The 15552-nt window shown below is 63.3% G+C and carries 15 protein-coding genes and 2 pseudogenes; 12 read left to right on the forward strand and 5 right to left on the reverse strand.

Features of this window, described 5'->3' with window-relative positions; genetic code table 11:
* Window positions 1–12: 12 nt before the first annotated feature.
* Window positions 13–432 carry a GlcG/HbpS family heme-binding protein gene (locus tag IEW19_RS21065; RefSeq protein ID WP_188573520.1) on the reverse strand — a complete coding sequence of 140 codons (420 nt, stop codon included), beginning with the start codon at window positions 430–432 and terminating at the stop codon, window positions 13–15.
* A gap of 167 nt (window positions 433–599) precedes the next feature.
* Here IEW19_RS21065 and IEW19_RS21070 point away from each other — a divergent pair, with 167 nt between their 5' ends.
* The 4 genes from IEW19_RS21070 to dhaK all read left to right on the forward strand — a co-directional run bounded on the left by IEW19_RS21070 (window position 600) and on the right by dhaK (window position 3975).
* Window positions 600–1463, forward strand: coding sequence for a class II fructose-bisphosphate aldolase (locus IEW19_RS21070; protein ID WP_188573521.1), 864 nt, complete (start codon window positions 600–602; stop codon window positions 1461–1463).
* On the forward strand, window positions 1464–2276 hold the full coding sequence (locus IEW19_RS21075) for an HAD-IA family hydrolase (RefSeq protein ID WP_188573522.1): 813 nt from the start codon (window positions 1464–1466) through the stop codon (window positions 2274–2276). It begins immediately after the preceding gene.
* Window positions 2273–2911, forward strand: coding sequence for a dihydroxyacetone kinase subunit DhaL (gene dhaL / locus IEW19_RS21080; protein ID WP_188573523.1), 639 nt, complete (start codon window positions 2273–2275; stop codon window positions 2909–2911). The genes IEW19_RS21075 and dhaL overlap by 4 nt, the downstream gene beginning before the upstream one ends.
* Window positions 2912–2979: 68 nt before the next feature.
* A complete protein-coding gene (gene dhaK, locus IEW19_RS21085) occupies window positions 2980–3975 on the forward strand; it encodes a dihydroxyacetone kinase subunit DhaK (protein ID WP_188573524.1) in 996 nt (331 codons plus the stop codon).
* A gap of 30 nt (window positions 3976–4005) precedes the next feature.
* Here the strand turns inward: dhaK and IEW19_RS21090 are convergent, their stop codons facing one another.
* The 3 genes from IEW19_RS21090 to IEW19_RS21100 all read right to left on the reverse strand — a co-directional run bounded on the left by IEW19_RS21090 (window position 4006) and on the right by IEW19_RS21100 (window position 6195).
* Window positions 4006–4221 carry a hypothetical protein gene (locus tag IEW19_RS21090; protein WP_188573535.1) on the reverse strand — a complete coding sequence of 72 codons (216 nt, stop codon included), beginning with the start codon at window positions 4219–4221 and terminating at the stop codon, window positions 4006–4008.
* 17 nt (window positions 4222–4238) lie between these two features.
* Window positions 4239–4625 carry a hypothetical protein gene (locus IEW19_RS21095; protein WP_229748639.1) on the reverse strand — a complete coding sequence of 129 codons (387 nt, stop codon included), beginning with the start codon at window positions 4623–4625 and terminating at the stop codon, window positions 4239–4241.
* Between the two features lie 64 nt (window positions 4626–4689).
* A complete protein-coding gene (locus IEW19_RS21100) occupies window positions 4690–6195 on the reverse strand; it encodes an AAA-type ATPase lid domain-containing protein (RefSeq protein WP_188573525.1) in 1506 nt (501 codons plus the stop codon).
* A gap of 162 nt (window positions 6196–6357) precedes the next feature.
* On the opposite strand from IEW19_RS21100, the gene IEW19_RS21105 reads away from it, so the two are divergent.
* The 6 genes and pseudogenes from IEW19_RS21105 to IEW19_RS21130 all read left to right on the forward strand — a co-directional run.
* The gene (locus tag IEW19_RS21105) at window positions 6358–7404 is read left to right on the forward strand and encodes an amidohydrolase family protein (protein WP_188573526.1); all 1047 of its coding nucleotides are present in this window, start codon (window positions 6358–6360) and stop codon (window positions 7402–7404) included.
* Entirely contained in the window at window positions 7401–8240 is an 840-nt protein-coding gene (locus tag IEW19_RS21110; protein ID WP_188573527.1) for an iron-sulfur cluster assembly protein, read from the forward strand. The genes IEW19_RS21105 and IEW19_RS21110 overlap by 4 nt, the downstream gene beginning before the upstream one ends.
* Window positions 8237–9271, forward strand: a complete 1035-nt coding sequence (locus IEW19_RS21115; RefSeq protein ID WP_229748640.1) for an NAD(P)-dependent alcohol dehydrogenase — start codon at window positions 8237–8239, stop codon at window positions 9269–9271. The genes IEW19_RS21110 and IEW19_RS21115 overlap by 4 nt, the downstream gene beginning before the upstream one ends.
* 49 nt (window positions 9272–9320) lie before the next feature.
* The gene (locus IEW19_RS21120) at window positions 9321–9821 is read left to right on the forward strand and encodes a DUF1097 domain-containing protein (RefSeq protein WP_188573528.1); all 501 of its coding nucleotides are present in this window, start codon (window positions 9321–9323) and stop codon (window positions 9819–9821) included.
* 59 nt (window positions 9822–9880) lie between these two features.
* Window positions 9881–10201 carry a putative quinol monooxygenase gene (locus IEW19_RS21125; RefSeq protein ID WP_188573529.1) on the forward strand — a complete coding sequence of 107 codons (321 nt, stop codon included), beginning with the start codon at window positions 9881–9883 and terminating at the stop codon, window positions 10199–10201.
* An 850-nt stretch (window positions 10202–11051) separates the two neighbouring features.
* A pseudogene (locus IEW19_RS21130) lies at window positions 11052–11405 on the forward strand (IS110 family transposase); the annotation flags it as partial.
* Between the two features lie 34 nt (window positions 11406–11439).
* Here IEW19_RS21130 and IEW19_RS21135 read toward each other — a convergent pair.
* Window positions 11440–12687 (reverse strand): IS256 family transposase, encoded by a 1248-nt coding sequence (locus IEW19_RS21135; protein WP_188573530.1) that lies wholly within the window; start codon window positions 12685–12687, stop codon window positions 11440–11442.
* Window positions 12688–12762: 75 nt separating this feature from the next.
* On the opposite strand from IEW19_RS21135, the pseudogene IEW19_RS21140 reads away from it, so the two are divergent.
* Window positions 12763–13558: pseudogene (locus tag IEW19_RS21140) on the forward strand (transposase); the annotation flags it as partial.
* Between the two features lie 334 nt (window positions 13559–13892).
* Window positions 13893–15044 (forward strand): glycerol dehydrogenase, encoded by a 1152-nt coding sequence (locus IEW19_RS21145; RefSeq protein WP_188573531.1) that lies wholly within the window; start codon window positions 13893–13895, stop codon window positions 15042–15044.
* Window positions 15045–15552 lie beyond the last annotated feature (508 nt).

Below are 15552 nucleotides of genomic sequence, written 5' to 3' on the forward strand. Positions count from 1 at the left end.
CCGCTGCCACGTTCAATAGGCGGAGGCACCGGCCTCAGCCACTTCCTGGTCCTGTTCGATGGTGCCGGTGGAAACGCCGATGGCGCCCATGATCTTTCCGTCCCGGACCAGCGGGATACCACCGGGAAAGACCACCAACCGTCCCCCGTGGGCGTCATTGAGTCCATAAATAGGCCCGTCGGGCCGGGTGTTCTTCTGCAGATCGCCCGTTTGGCACTGGAAAGCGATAGCGGTGTAAGCCTTGTTGATGGAGATGGGGATGCTGCCAATGTTTGCACCGTCCATGCGGAGGTGCGCCTTTAGGTTGCCGCCGGCGTCAACGACGGCGATGTCCATTGGCTGGCCGATCTCTGCCGCCTTCGCGGCGGCCGCGTCTATGATGCGGCGTGCGTCGTCGGCGCTGACGGTTTCGAGCACTGTTCCGGTTGCCATGCTGGATCCTGTTCGTTCGGAGTTGCCTGAGGGCATCACCTAACCACGGATCACCCCGCTGCAGACAGGTGGTGAATACCCCCAAAGGACTATGCGGGTTATCCCCAATTCCGGCGGGCAGGCCGCTCGCCTACCGTGGGAGTCAGCCTACCTAGGAGGTAAATATTATGGGCGTTGTGCCCCTAAAGGAGATTCTTGACCCGGCCTTTCAAACGCGATACGGGGTTCCTGCAATCAACATCTTCAACGACCTGACCATCGAGGCGGTGCTCGCCGGCGCTGTCGAGGCCAACTCACCGGTCATCCTGCAGACCTCAGTCAAGACGGTCCGCAGCATCGGCTCCAGGGTGCTGTTCGACATGTGGAGCTCCATGACCCGCGGCATCGAAGTTCCGGTGACCCTGCACCTGGACCACTGCCCGGACCGCGCCGTGATAACCGAATGCCTGAAAGCCGGCTGGAACTCGGTGCTGTTTGATGCTTCCAGCCTTCCCGTTGAAGAAAACCAGCGACAGACGATCGAGGTGGTCGCCGAGGCCCGTAGCTATGGCGCCCAGGTTGAGGGCGAGATCGAGGCGATCACCGGCGTCGAGGATGACCACGGTTCAGACGAAGTATCCCAGCAGCAAAGCCTGGAGACCGTGCTCGCCTACCTCGACGCCACCGGAATCGACGTCTTCGCCCCGTCCATCGGCAACGCCCACGGCACATATAAGGCTGCGCCGGTGCTGGACATGACCCGGGTGAGCGAAATTGTCGAGGCCCGGAATATTCCCATCGCCCTGCACGGCGGCAGCGGGCTCAGCCAGGAGCAGTTCGCGGACCTCATCTCCCGCGGGTGCGCCAAGGTCAACATCTCCACCGCGTTGAAGGAAACGTACATGCAGTCCAGCCTGGCGTTCCTCAAGCAGGCCGAGCAGGACAACAATTGGGATCCGCCGTCGCTGTTCAAGCACACCCGCGCCGACGTCATTACCATGGTGAAAGAACTCGCTGAGCAGTTCGGCAGCGCCGGAAAGGGTGGACGCTGAATGCCTGCCCTGATTTTTGACTGCGACGGCGTCCTGGCCGATACCGAGCAGTACGGGCATTTGCCAGCGTTCAACCGCACCTTCCGGGACTTCGGTGTCCCGGTCCAGTGGAGCGTTGAGGATTACGCGCGGAAGGTCAAAATCGGCGGGGGGAAGGAGCGGATGCGCAGCATCGTCACTCCTGATCTTGCCGCGTCACTCGGCCTGGCCGATGACGCCGCGGTGGACGAAGCCATGCTGACCTGGCACAAGCACAAAACCGCTATCTACAAGGAGATGGTGGAAAGTGGTGTCATGCCTGCCCGGAACGGTGTAGCCCGTATCGTTGCCGAGGCCCGCGCCGCGGGGTGGCGGCTGGCGGTCGCCTCGACGTCGGCGGAACCGGCCGTGCTGGCCGTGCTGACCCACGCCGTTGGGGAGGACGCTGCGTCGGAGTTTTCGGTTTTTGCCGGCGATGTTGTCCCACGCAAGAAGCCCGCACCGGATATCTACCTGCTGGCACTGCGGGAAATGGGCCTGGACGCTGACGACGCGGTCGTGGTCGAGGACAGCGCCAACGGGATGCGTGCCGCACTCGCTGCGGGCCTGCGCACCCTGGTCACCGTCAGCGGGTACACCCGGGAGGAGGAATTCGCTGGCGCGTCCCTCGTGGTCTCCTCACTGGGCGACCCGGACCAGGGCGAACCGGCCGAAGTCCTGCTGAACCCCCACCACCTGAAGGTTCCCGCCACGGTGACACTCGAAACACTCCAGCAAATCCTGAAGCTTCCAGCCCCAACAGCTGCACCTTCCACCCCGACGGAGACACCATGACCGCCACCAACCTCGCGGACATCGAATATGTTGTCCGCACCATCGCCCAGACCGCCGTCGACAAGGAAAAGGAATTCGGCGACTTTGACGCCGTCGTAGGCGACGGCGACCTTGGCTACTCCCTGGCACGCGGCTTCGAAAAGGTGCTTGCCGACTGGGATTCCTACAAGCGCGAAGACGTGTCCACTTTCCTGCAACAGATCGCCGTGACCATCACCAGCCGCATCGGCGGTTCCTCCGGCCCCCTATGGGGAACCGCGTTCCTCCGGGCGTCAGTGACAGCGAAACAATTCAATGAGATCACGGGCACCGCCGCGGTGGCGATGCTGCGCGCGGCAACCGACGGTATCAAAGCCCGCGGCAACTCTGATCTCGGAGACAAAACCCTCCTCGACGCACTGGTACCTGCCACTGACGAACTAGAACGCATGATCACCTCCGGGGCCAATGCCGCGGACTGCCGCGAGGCCTTCGCCAAATCCACTCGCGAACGTGCCGAGGCAACCAGCGAACTGGAAGCCAAGCGCGGACGCGCCAGCTACAGCGGAGAGCGCAGCATCGGCTCCCCGGATGCCGGGGCCCTGGCCGTGGCGATCATCATCGAACGCATCGTGGCCGGATGGCCCGAGCGGTAGCGCCCTGCTTCTGTACTGTCCGTCAAAATCACTGTCCATCGAAACCATCACAACGACGTGGAGCAAGCATGAAAAAGTTTGTCAACAACCCCCAGCAGTTCGTCCCCGAGATGCTTGAAGGGCTGGCCCTCGCCAACCCGGACACGCTGAAGTACGTCCCCGAATACAACCTGATAATGCGCGCGGACGGGCCCGACCAGAACAAAGTCTCGATTGTCCAGGGGTCGGGTTCAGGCCACGAACCGGCGCACGTGATGATCGTGGGCAAGGGCATGCTCGACGCCGCCTGCCCGGGTGACGTCTTCGCGGCACCCCCGTTCGACTACGTCCACGAGACCACCAAACTGATGGCTTCGCCCAAGGGCGTGCTCCTGCTGGTCAACAACTACACCGGCGACAAGATGGTCTTCGAAATGGCGCAGGAAATGTCCGCCGCCGAAGGGGTCAACGTCAAGACGCTGTTCATCAACGATGACGTTTCCGTTGAGGACTCCACATATACCATCGGCCGCCGCGGTGTCGCCGGAAACTTCTTCGTCATCAAGGCGGTGGCGGCCGCCGCCGAGCGGGGGGCCGACCTGGACGAGGTGATCCGGGTGGGTGAAAAAGTCAACTCGGTGACGCGCACAATGGGTGTGGCCCTGACCGCGTGCACGCCGCCGGCCAAGGGCAGCCCGCTGTTCGAGCTGGGCGAGGACGAGATCGAACTCGGCGTTGGCATCCACGGCGAGCCTGGCCGCCGCAGGGCCAAGATCATGCCCGCGAACGACATCGTGGAGGAACTGCTCACCCCCATCGTGAAGGACCTGCCCTTCTCCGACGGCGACCGCGTGGCGCTGATGGTCAACGGACTGGGCGGCACCCCCATCAGCGAGCTCTACCTGCTGTACGGCCAGGCCCACAAGCGCCTTGCCGAGCAGGGCATCACGGTGGGCCGCAGCTATGTGGGCGAATACTGCACGTCCCTGGACATGGCCGGTGCGTCCATCACGCTGGTCAGGCTTGACGACGAGATCGAGTCCCTGCTGAACGACCCGGCCGAGATCCCCATCAGGGTGTTCTAGGCCCTGATTTCCGGCACGCACGCCCGCGGTTTAACCCGCAGCGTGCGCGCCGGGCCCCTCTCCATGTCCAGGCGTCCAGGCCGTAGCGGCGTTGCACCTGGTCATGGACCACGACCTGGCCGCGCTCCGCGGTGCCGGGTCGTGGTCCTTCCGTGCCGTGGCTGACTCGCGCGCCCTCTCGACGTCGCGGCCGCTGGCCGTGTCCCACCACTGGTCATCCATCACCGGGGCGTCAAATTCAGTCATGGTTCCCCTTCCTGGTGTTATCTCTCAATGTCCTGGCGGCTGGTTCCGCTCCGGGTGCGTGCCTGCTCGTACTTCGGCGGCAGCACCGAGCCGACGGAGCGCCCCAGGGCCTGGCAGGCCGCGCTCGTGCGCACGGCTTCGGTCCCTTCGTTGTCTACCGCCGCGACGGATGCGGAGACGCTCCACAGCGCGGCGGCGACTTGGCAGAGCTGGTGCTTCACCAGGTCACCTATCTGGCGTGCCCGGCGCAGATCGCTGGACGCTTTGTGCATGTCATGGACGGCCTTGGCTACGTTCAGCAACTGGCGCAGCATGACCAGACCAGGGTCGACGGGATCTGGCTTGATCTGGCCGAGCGTTGTTTCTACTGCTTCCGGCGAGAAATAGTGGGCTCGTGGCCACAATTCTGGAATCTGCCGCCCGGGGGTACGGGGGCGGCACGGGCTGCGTGGCCTGGGGCGGGGGCTGCTATTTGGGTAATGTTATGCCCAGTCTTGCCATGCGGCGGTATATGGTGGCCCGGCCTATTCCCAGTTCTGCTGCTGCGGCAGCGACGGTGATGCCGGGGCGGGATAGGCACCGGATGATCTCGTCGCGTTCGACGGTCTCGATGCGGCTCAGTTTAGGGCCTGGTCGGCTTACCATCCCGGCCGGCAGGTGCCGGACGTCGATGGTGTCGGTGCGGAGCGCCGCGGCCTGAATAACGCTGAAGAGTTCGTCGATGTTGCCAGGCCAATGGTGAGTTGTCAGCACGTGCTCGGCCGCGCGGGTGAAGTTTACCTCGCGCAGGCGTGTCTGGCGGGCGGCATATTGGGCGAGTGGGAGAACGTCGTCGGCGCGTTCGCGTAATGCGGGGACCGGCACCACGGTTTCCACAAGGGTGCCCAGCGGTGGGGGGACCGCGTCAAGTCCCTCCGCGGTGACCGCCCATGTAAGTGTCGCAGGCCCTCCTCCGGGGGACCCGGTCAGTGATCGCAGCCCATCTGCTGCACGTGCCTGTAGTTCCCCGGCCGCCCATGCCGGCAGTAAGTCGACATTCTCAACGATGACAGCGGTTCGCGGTTTGGATAGCTCAGGCGTCCATAGGGATAGCCAGTGCTCGACGTCTTCGGGTGCGGGAGCGGTCGCGGAAAGGATGCGGCTTCCGGGGCGGGCCTGACGCAGGGCTTGCCCCAGCAGTGTGGCGCGTCCGGAACCGGGTTCCCCGACGGCGGCGACCACCCGGCCGGCGGCCAGCGCCTGTACCGTCTGGTCGAGCGCGTCTGTCCATGCCGTTGACATGGCCCGCAAAGTCCCGGACCCTGGTTCGAGCCGTCCTCGCTGAAGTCGAAAAACCCCGCCTTTCGGTCCTGGCTTGGTCCGCGGTCCGTTAGAACGGGCGAGCATCAGGGCGGACGTGGTGCTGGCCGCGGACTGGGCCAGTGCCAGGAGCAGCTCGGGGGATGACTTGGACCAGGTGGTGATGTTGACGCTGCCCTCAAGGCGTCCGCTGAGGGGATCAAGGACCGGGACGGCGGCGCAGGTGTAGGTGCGCAGGCTGGCGCTGTAGTGTTCCTCGGCGCGGACCAGGCTCGGTGTGCGGTCGGCCAGGGCCAGCCCCAGGCCGGTGGTTCCCGTCTCCCGTTCGGAGAAGGCGAAGCCCGGGGCCAGGTGCACTTTGTCCAGGGCCCGCAGCAGTGAGGTGTCGCCGCTGAACCGGTTGAGTACCAGCCCGTCGGCGTCCGTGAGCATCAGGCTCAGCGGCTCGTTGGCCAGGGTCTGGTGCAGGCCGGTCAGCACTTCCTGCCCGCACTGGTAGAACAGGGAGTCGCTCGCGACCGAACCGACCCACGCGGGGTCGACTTCCTCGGTTGAGACGCCGTATTCCTCGCTCCGCTGCCACGACGCGAGGAGGCGCCGCGTGCCAACCGCAAGCTCAGCGCCTTTTCCGCCGCGGCCCGGCCGCGGCAGAGGCGCGTTTTGATTCGGCACCATTGCCGTCCTCCTTGTCCTGCCTCTTTCGAGAGTACGTGGCTGGGGCCGGGACGGCGAGACCCTCCTGTCTCAAATTGAGACACCGGTCACATGTTGACGGGCGCGGAACCGCCTTAGCCTCGTTGGTGTCGCGACTATGGCAGTCGCGGGGAGGAGAAGGACATGTACAGCAAAGATGGCGAGAACTACTTCATCGTTGACGCCCACATCGCCTTGTGGGACGCCCGGCCGGAGAACCAGCGCAACGTTCACGGCAAGCAGTTCATCGATTGCTTCTACGACTACCACCGCAATCTCTCCCCCGAAGAAGAGCTGTGGACTTACGAGGAATACCTGTATCAGGGCGGCGGGCGCCTGATGAAGGACCTGTTTGAGGACGGCTACGTGGACCACGCGATCTTCCAGCCGGCGTACTTGGGCGAGTTCTACAAGAACGGTTTCGGGCAGACGAAGGAAGCCTACGGCCTGGCCGCCGCGAACCCGGACAAGCTCACGTACAACCACTGCTTTGATCCGCGCGACGGCGAACGCGGCCTGGACCGGCTGCGTGCGGACCACGAGAAGATGAAGTTCACGGGGGTCAAGCTCTACACCGCCGAGTGGCATGGGGAGTCCCGCGGCTACAAGCTCTCCGATCCGTGGGCCTTCCGGTACTTCGAGGAGTGCCGGAGGCTTGGCATCAAGAACATCCACGTCCACAAGGGCCCCACCATCCGGCCGCTGGACCGGGATTCGTTCGACGTGTCCGATGTGGACCACGTGGCCTCGGACTTCACTGACCTGAACTTCATCGTGGAGCACGTCGGCCTGCCGCGGCTGGAGGATTTCTGTTGGATCGCCACGCAGGAACCCAACGTCTACGGCGGACTCGCGGTAGCGATGCCGTTTATGCACACCCGGCCGCGGTACTTCGCGCAGATCCTCGGCGAGCTCATTTACTGGATCGGCGAGGACCGGATCTTCTTCTCCAGCGACTATGCCCTGTGGACCCCGCGCTGGCTGGTGGAGCGGTTCGTGGACTTCCATATCCCGGAGGACATGACTGAGTACGCTCCGATCACCATAGAGCAGAAGAAGAAGATCCTGGGGCTGAACGCCGCGAAGATGTACAACATCGCCGTGCCGGCAGAGCTCCAGTTGCCGGACGCCGGCGAGACGGCCACGGGCCCGCGCCAGCCGGAGCGGGCGGACCTGGCAGGCGCGGCATGACGGCCACACTGAACGAGCGCACCGTCCGGGACGTGGGGGTGCAGGGCGCTGGTGCCAGGGACGCTGCAGTGCAGGACGTTCGGCGGGCATTGGACGCCGTGCTGGATCCCGAGCTCGACGAGCCGATCACCGGCCTGGGCTTCGTGCGGTCCATTGATGTTTCGGGGGCAGCGGACCGCGCCGCGGTGACGGTGCACCTGCGCCTGCCCACCTCGTTCTGTTCCCCCAACTTCGCCTACCTCATGGCGTCGGACAGCAAGGACGTGGTCTCGGCACTCCCTTGGGTGGGAAAGGTGGTGGTGGAACTCGATGACCACCACGATTCCGCCCTGATAAATGCCGGCCTCGCGGCGGACGCCGGCTACCGGGGCACCTTCGGCCACGAAGCCGAGGACAGCCTGGACGAGCTGCGGCTGATGTTCCGCCGGAAGGCGCACACCGCCGCCATGGAACGCTGCCTGACCGAACAGCTGCGCGCCGATCCCGCCCTCTCCGAAGCGAACGTCGGGACAGTGCAGCTGGGTGACCTTCCGGCGGGACGGACCAAAAACGCTTTAGTACGACGGCGGGAGGCGCTGGGGCTGCCCACGGCACCTGCCGCCGTCGTACTTGTTGACCATGAGGGCCGCCCCTATCCCGCCGAGCAGGTGCCGATGGCGCTGCGGCGGGCGCGGTCCACGCGCATTTCCATAGACGGCAACGCCCACTTCTGCCGGGGCCTGCTGCGCACCCGGTACGAGGGTTCGGGCGCGGACCAGGCGGACCGGCCCGAAGGTGCCGAGGCCGCCGACCATCGCCACCTGCTTCCATTCACAGTCAAGGAGATCCACCCATGAACACCATGCGAGCCGTCCAGGTGGTCGGCTACCACGAAGGCCTGAAGATGACCGAGGCGCCCATCCCGGAAGTGGCCGGCCCGTGGGACGTGGTGGTCAAGATCGGCGGAGCCGGCGTGTGCCGTACGGACCTGCACATCCTGGAAGGCCAGTGGGCCGAGAAGTCCCAGGTGCACCTGCCCTACACGATCGGCCACGAGAACGCGGGCTGGGTGCACGCCGTGGGCAGCGCCGTGACCAACGTCAAGGAAGGCGACAAAGTCATCCTGCACCCGCTCATCACCTGCGGCCTCTGCCGCGCATGCCGCTCCGGCGACGACGTGCACTGCGAGAACAGCAAGTTCCCCGGCATCAACACCCACGGCGGATACGCCGAGTACCTCCTCACCTCGGCCCGCTCGGTGGTAAAGATCGACGACTCGCTGGAGCCAGCGGACGTGGCGGCCCTGGCGGACGCGGGCCTGACGGCCTACCACGCCGCGGCGAAAGCGGCCAAGAGGCTGACGCCGCGGGACAACTGCGTGGTGATCGGCGCCGGCGGGCTGGGCCACATTGGAATCCAAGTGCTGAAAGCCCTCACCCCGAGCCGGATCATCGTGGTGGACCGCAACCCCGCCGCGCTGGATCTGGCCAAGTCCATCGGCGCCGACGAGGGCGTCATCGCGGACGGGACGCAGGTGGAGCAAGTGCGCGCCCTCACCGGCGGCAACGGCGCCGAGGTGCTCATCGACTTCGTGGGCGAGGGCGGCGCGACATCCGAGGGCATCGCCATGCTGCGCGAGGCCGGCGACTACTTTGTGGTGGGCTACGGCGAGGACATCAGAGTGCCCACCATCGACATCATCTCCGCCGAAATCAACATCATCGGCAACCTCGTAGGGTCCTACAACGACCTGCAGGACCTGATGGCCCTCGCCGCCCGAGGTGCGGTTACCCTGCACACCCAGAAGTACAAGCTGGACGATTTCCAGCACGCCATCAGCGACCTGGACGCCGGCAAAGTCCGCGGCCGCGCCATCCTGGTGCCCTGACGGACAAGGTCCGAAACCACAACATTTAGTCAACAAAGGAAAACTTGATATGAAACCGTACATAGGTGTGGGGTTATCAGTCGGGGTGCTGGCTGGCATCTGGACACAAGTAAGCACCCAAACGGGCCTCATCACGTGGGTGGCCTTCGTAGCGTGGGCCTGTTTCTTCGCCGCAGGCGGAGGCGCACTTGGATTCAAGAAAGGGCTGGCAGCGAATCTTTCAGGAGTCATCTACGGCTGGCTCATATCACTGCTGATCACCGTAGCGGACTTTCCTGGCGTACTCGCCGTCGGAATTGCACTCGCGGCCCTGGCCATGTGCCTCCAGGCAGGCTGGGCTCCCCTCTCGTTCATCCCGGGAGCCTTCGCCGGCACCGCCGTGTTTTTCGGCACCAAACTCTCGTTCTGGCCAACCGTTATCGCGCTCGTCATCGGGGCCGGACTCGGTTGGCTGTCGGCGGTTCTCGGCGACCGTACACAAGCACTCATCAGCAAACCCCTCGTCGTACCACCGAGCGACGATGAAAACCGTCCAGTCCAAACAGCCTGACAACCATCTCCCAGCTCAGACGCCCGTCGATCTGATCTGGCATAAGGAAAGAACCAAAAATGATCTTCATCACCGCAAAATTTCCCGTCAAACCAGAGCACGCCGACGAGTGGGCCAAGATTTCGAAAAACTTCACCAAAGCAACCAACGCAGAAGAAGGCTGTCTGTTCTTTGAATGGTCCCGTTCCCTCGCGGAACCCAACACATACGTATTGATCGAGGCTTTCCGCGATGACGAAGCCGGTGCAGCCCACGTGCAGACCGACCACTTCAAGGAAGCGACCGAAAACCTTCCTGCATATCTTTCAGAAACACCAGACATCATCAACGTCAAGGTAGACGGCTGGTCGAAACTGGGAGAACTGGCCGTCAGCAGCTAGCAGTCAGCACTGCTGAAGGCTTCAACGGACACATCACCAAAAGCCCTCAGCAGTGCCCCATTCTCAATTACTTTCAACACCATCTATCACTGCTTATCTCTGCGATCCACAGGCCATCCTTGCGGGGCGGTCCAGCGGACGCCTGTCCCGGATCGAGTCCGTCGAGTAGGACGCAATCGTCGGATAGCTCTCCTGCCCCGGCATCACCGGGTTACGTCGGCGAGGGAGCCCGCCTAATTGGGCCTGAGCTGTCAATGGTCATGAGTTTCTGGCCACGGGCTACCGACAAATGGCCCGACTCGGATTCGTCTCGCCCGAGTAAGACGACCGGCCCGAGGGCCGCCGGTCTGACATTAAATATATGGTCCGGAGGGTCTACGAGAAGGTCATGCGCGTAATCTTGGCATCTGAATCTCGCCCAAAAATTGGTGGTCGCCCGGTAGTACAAGAGGTCGGTGAGCCGATCACCACCTCTGACGATTGTCAATGGCAAATAGTTTGTTCCCACGGGCCGCCAGCAGAAGTGCCCGCTGCTGAATTCCACGGGTGTTGCAACTGTGAGACTTGCTTGTAGCTGGTCTGGGGCTGGCTGGCAGGATTGGTACCGGCCGTTCCACCGGTGGAAGTGACTCATGTTGCAACTGACCCTCAGGGTGTCATTGGGTCGACTTGTCCGTCCACGGGGCCTGGGTGGCCGGTACCCGTCCGGCCCACCGCGGTAGCTTGATTAGAAGATTGTCCACCCCATGGGGCGTGACCCATCACAGTGCTGTTCCGACGTGATTCCTACCCGGACTGGTACCGGCCTGCAACGGCCGCCACCCAAGTCCATCACAAAGGAAAAGTACCGGTGACCGCCTTGTCTATCGTCGCGCATTCTCACCCATTTGTCGTGGGTGTCGACACTCACGCCCGCAACCACGCCTATGCCATCCTCGACACCACCAACGGTGCGCTGCTGGATACCCAGCAGTTTCCCACCACTACGGCCGGGATCAACCGAGCCATCAAATGGGTCGCACGCCGCACCAACGCCGACGCCGATACCCTGTGGGTGATCGAAGGCGCCGCCTCCTACGGTGCGATCCTCGCCGGCACCGTGGCAACCCAGGGATTCCCAGTCGCCGAAGCCCCGCGCATGGATGCCAAGAAGAACCGCGGCGTCGGTAAAACCGACGCCTTGGACGCCCACCGAATGGGTCAAGTCCCGTGGAGTGGTGTAACGGTTGATCCTTCGCTTATGCGCTGAGGGCCATGATCGTGTCGGTGTCCACCTCGCTTCCGGTGTCAGTGATGGGGCGCATGCGAGAGCGGGCGAGGATGTCGAGACCCAGATAGCGGCGTCCCTCGGCCCATTCGTCGGTTTGCTCGGCGAGGACGCCACCGACGAGGCGGATGATCGCGTCCCGGTTGGGGAAGATTCCGACGCTGTCGGTTCGGCGGCGGATCTCTCTGTTCAGCCGCTCGTTGGGGTTGTTCGACCAGATCTGCTGCCAGAGGTCCTTGGGAAACGAGGTGAACGCGAGGATGTCTGCCCGGGCCGCGTCGAGGTACGAGGCGACGGCGGGAAGTTTCTCGCTCACGTAGTCCAGGGTCCGGTCGAACTGTGCGGTCACCGCGGCAGCGTCGGGTTGGTCATAGACACTGTGCAGCATCGCTTTCACGGCCGGCCACATGCTCTTGGGTGTCGCACTCATCAGGTTCGCGGAGTAATAGGTGCGGCAGCGTTGCCAGGCTGCCCCGGGCAGGTTCGCGGCGACCGCGTCTTTCAGCCCGGCGTGCGCGTCGGAGGTGACCAGCTGCACCCCGGTAAGGCCGCGGGCGGTGAGATCGGCAAAGAACGCGTTCCATGCCGGACCGGTCTCTGACGTGGCGACCTGGAGTCCGAGGACCTCGCGGCGTCCGTCGCCGTTGACCCCGGTCGCGATCAGGACCACGGTGTTCACGACCCGGCCGCCCTCTCGGACCTTCATCGTCAACGCGTCCGCGGCAACGAAGGTGAACGGGCCGGCCTCGGACAGGTTGCGGTGCCGGAACTCGTCCACGTGTTCATCGAGATCGGCCGCCATCCTGGACACCTGCGACTTCGACAGGGAGTGGATACCGAGCTGCTTCACCAGTTTGTCCATCCGGCGGGTCGAGACGCCGGCGAGGTAGCAGTCCGCGATGACGGTGATTAGCGCGGCCTCGGATCGTTTCCGGCGTTCGAGGAGCCATTCCGGGAAGTAGCTGCCCTGTCGCAGCTTCGGGACAGCGACATCGATCGTCCCGGCACGGGTATCGAGGTTCCGATGCCGGTAGCCGTTGCGGTGGGTGGTGCGGTCAGGGCTGCGTTCGCCCCACTCCGCGCCGACGACGGCATCGGCGTCAGCGGACAGCAAAGCGTTGATCATGGTCTGCAGCAGATGCCGCATCAAATCCGGGGACGCGTCGGTCAGGGCTTCGCCGAGCACGGTCGCGGGGTCGACAATATGAGGAGCGGTCATCGTGTTAATGCCTTTCGAGTGGGATGTGAGAGTTTCCTCGAAGGATCACACGGTGACCGCCTTCACGTCAGCAACGACGCAGACAACCACCGTGGCGTTACACACTATGCGGGACTCCACTCCCGAATGGCCATAGCAGCGCTACCTCTACCAGTTGAAAAAACTGCGTCGTCCCCACGTGAATGAAGGGATCCGCCAGGGTTTGCGGATCCTAGTCACCGCTCGCGAATCCATGAGCAAGGACCGCACCCGTTCGATCAATGCCTTGAACGCTTTGGTACGCAGCAACGACCTCGGTATCGACGCCCGCAAGAAGCTCACCCCAGTCCAGATTGAGGAGGTCTCCCGGTGGCGAGAACGCGAGGAAGAACTGGCTTTGAGTATCGCCCGCGCCGAGGCGGTCCGCCTAGCCAAGCACATCCTGGACTTGGAGGGACAGCTGAAAACCAATGAAAAGCAGTTGGACGAGCTGGTCAAGGTGAGCGAGGCCGCACCTTTGCTTGAGGAGAAGGGCTTCCAGGCGGTGACCGCGGCGAAATGTTTGGTGGCGTGGTCGCATGAAGGACGGGTCCATAGCGAAGCTGCCTTCGCCTGTCTAGCGGGCGTGAATCCCATCCCTGCATCGTCGGGGAACACGGTTCGGCATCGGCTGAACCGTGGAGGCGATAGAAGGCTCAACAGTGCCCTTCACATGGCTGCCATCACCAGGATGACCTACGACTCTGAAACGGGTGAATACGTCGAGAAACGTCGTGCCGAGGGCAAAACTGACAAAGAGATCCGACGTTGCGTCAAGCGATATCTAGCCCGTCGTGTGTTCCGGATCTTGAATGCCCCGGCTCTGGAGAAAAAGGTCCAGGAAGCGGCTTGACAGACATAGAAGAGTCGACCCCTGGAATTCAAGCCAGTGGGCAGTTCCCTGGCCGCCTACGGGCAGTTTTTCATGGCCGCTAACAGACGATCATGGGTCTCGACAACTGGCAGACGTAACTCTGGCCACCTTTGGTGGATCTGCGTCGTCCCTCTTCGTGACTGCCGTAGAGGCGACGCCGTAGACAGGCTACTCACGCAGTACCAGCCAGTCAACATTTGGTGAGCGTCTCATTTTGAGACAGTTCACCCTCACCGCGCCCGCCACCTGCGCGTTAGTCTCGGGGCAGTGACGGCCATCCGGCCGCATCGACAATGACGTCAAGGAGTGCCTCGTGCCTGCAAACAGCACCATCCGTTCAGTCATCAGCCCCGGTCGCTACGCCCAGGGGCCGGGAGCCATCGCCCGGTTGGGCGAATTCCTCACACCCATCGGAAGCACACCTTTGATCGTTGCCGATGACGCCGTCTGGGGTTTCGTGGGACATGATGTGACCTCTTCCCTGAAGACGGCGGGGCTCCCCGTCATCAGGGAAGCCTTCCGCGGGATCCCCTCAGCAAAAGAAATCAATCGCCTCGTCGACGTGATCAAGAGCGAGAACGCGGACGTCGTGGTCGCCGTCGGCGGCGGAAGTACGATTGATGCGGTCAAAGCATCCGGGTTTCTCGCAGGTATCCGGTGGGTCACGGTACCCACTGTCGCCTCAACGGATGCACCGACGTCGGCCTTGGCTGTGGTCTACACAGATGATGGTGCATTCGAGGAATATCGCTTCTTCCCTCGCAACCCGGACCTCGTCCTCGTCGATTCGCAGATTGTTGCGAACGCTCCGGCAGCCTTCCTCGCAGCTGGAGTGGGAGACGCCTTGGGCACATGGCTGGAGGCACGGGCAACAGCGGCATCCAACTCGCTAACAATGGCCGGGGGTCTTCCCACCCTCACAGGCACGGCCCTGGCCCACCTTAGCTGGGACGTTCTCTGGGACAACGCACTGCCAGCTCTCGATGCAGTACGCGATCACCTCGTCACCCCGGCAGTCGAGAAGGTCATCGAAGCCAACACCCTGCTCTCGGGCCTGGGATTCGAGTCCGGTGGTCTGGCCGCAGCGCACGCCATCCACAACGGACTAACGGCAGTACCGCAAACACATGGACTTGCCCACGGGCAGAAAGTCAACATCGGTTCGCTCACGCAGCTCGTACTCGAAGGTGCACCGACCGGCGATATCCGTGACTTCATCGAATTCACCACTAGGGTCGGCCTTCCCACTACCCTGACCGAAGTTGGACTAACGGCAGAAGACACCCATGAGCTCGACCTAGTCGCCAATGCCGCGACTGTGCCAGGCGAGACCATTCATGCGATGCCTTTCGAGGTCCGGCCTGCCGACGTTGTCTCCGCACTCAAGTCTATCGAGCGCTTCTCTCGCCGGGTCCGCGACGAAGCCAGCCTCCCCGAGCCGAGGCCATACGTAGCCGCCCACTGACAACGCACATGGGCTTCTCCAGCCCTAGCCCGCTGAGGTGACTGATTGGCCGGTAGCTGACGGTTTAGGAGAGGGCAGCCGCAGGGACGCGGGTGGTCAAGAAACCGTCACCGTTTATCACCAATCCCAAGCGGCCGCCAACCATGCGGTTCGCAGTTAGGCAACAGCACGTCATATTTCGATGCTGCTGACGTCCGGTTCTGCCCGCCGGGTGGCGGAATCAGAAGGACACCGGTTGCCCCTACACTCGGCGCACGCCGGTTCGTAGGTCAGCCCGACAATGCTGACCCGGATAACGACACAAGCAGAGAAATCGTCTGGTCCTGTGCCCGCAGGAATGGTCACCTCCCATTTCCGGGTGTTTCAAGGCGCCAAGGGCCCGGTCACGTCCCGTGGAGTGGTGTAAATCTCGGTTCTGAGCGTCGCTTCGTTGACGTGAAGAGCCATCGTGCGATGGTCAGTGAGAACTGTCTAGGAATCTCACGAGAGGACACAAACACACGATGGC

It is taken from the genome of Arthrobacter liuii (assembly GCF_014639275.1).
GTDB classification, from domain to species: Bacteria; Actinomycetota; Actinomycetes; order Actinomycetales; family Micrococcaceae; genus Arthrobacter; species Arthrobacter liuii.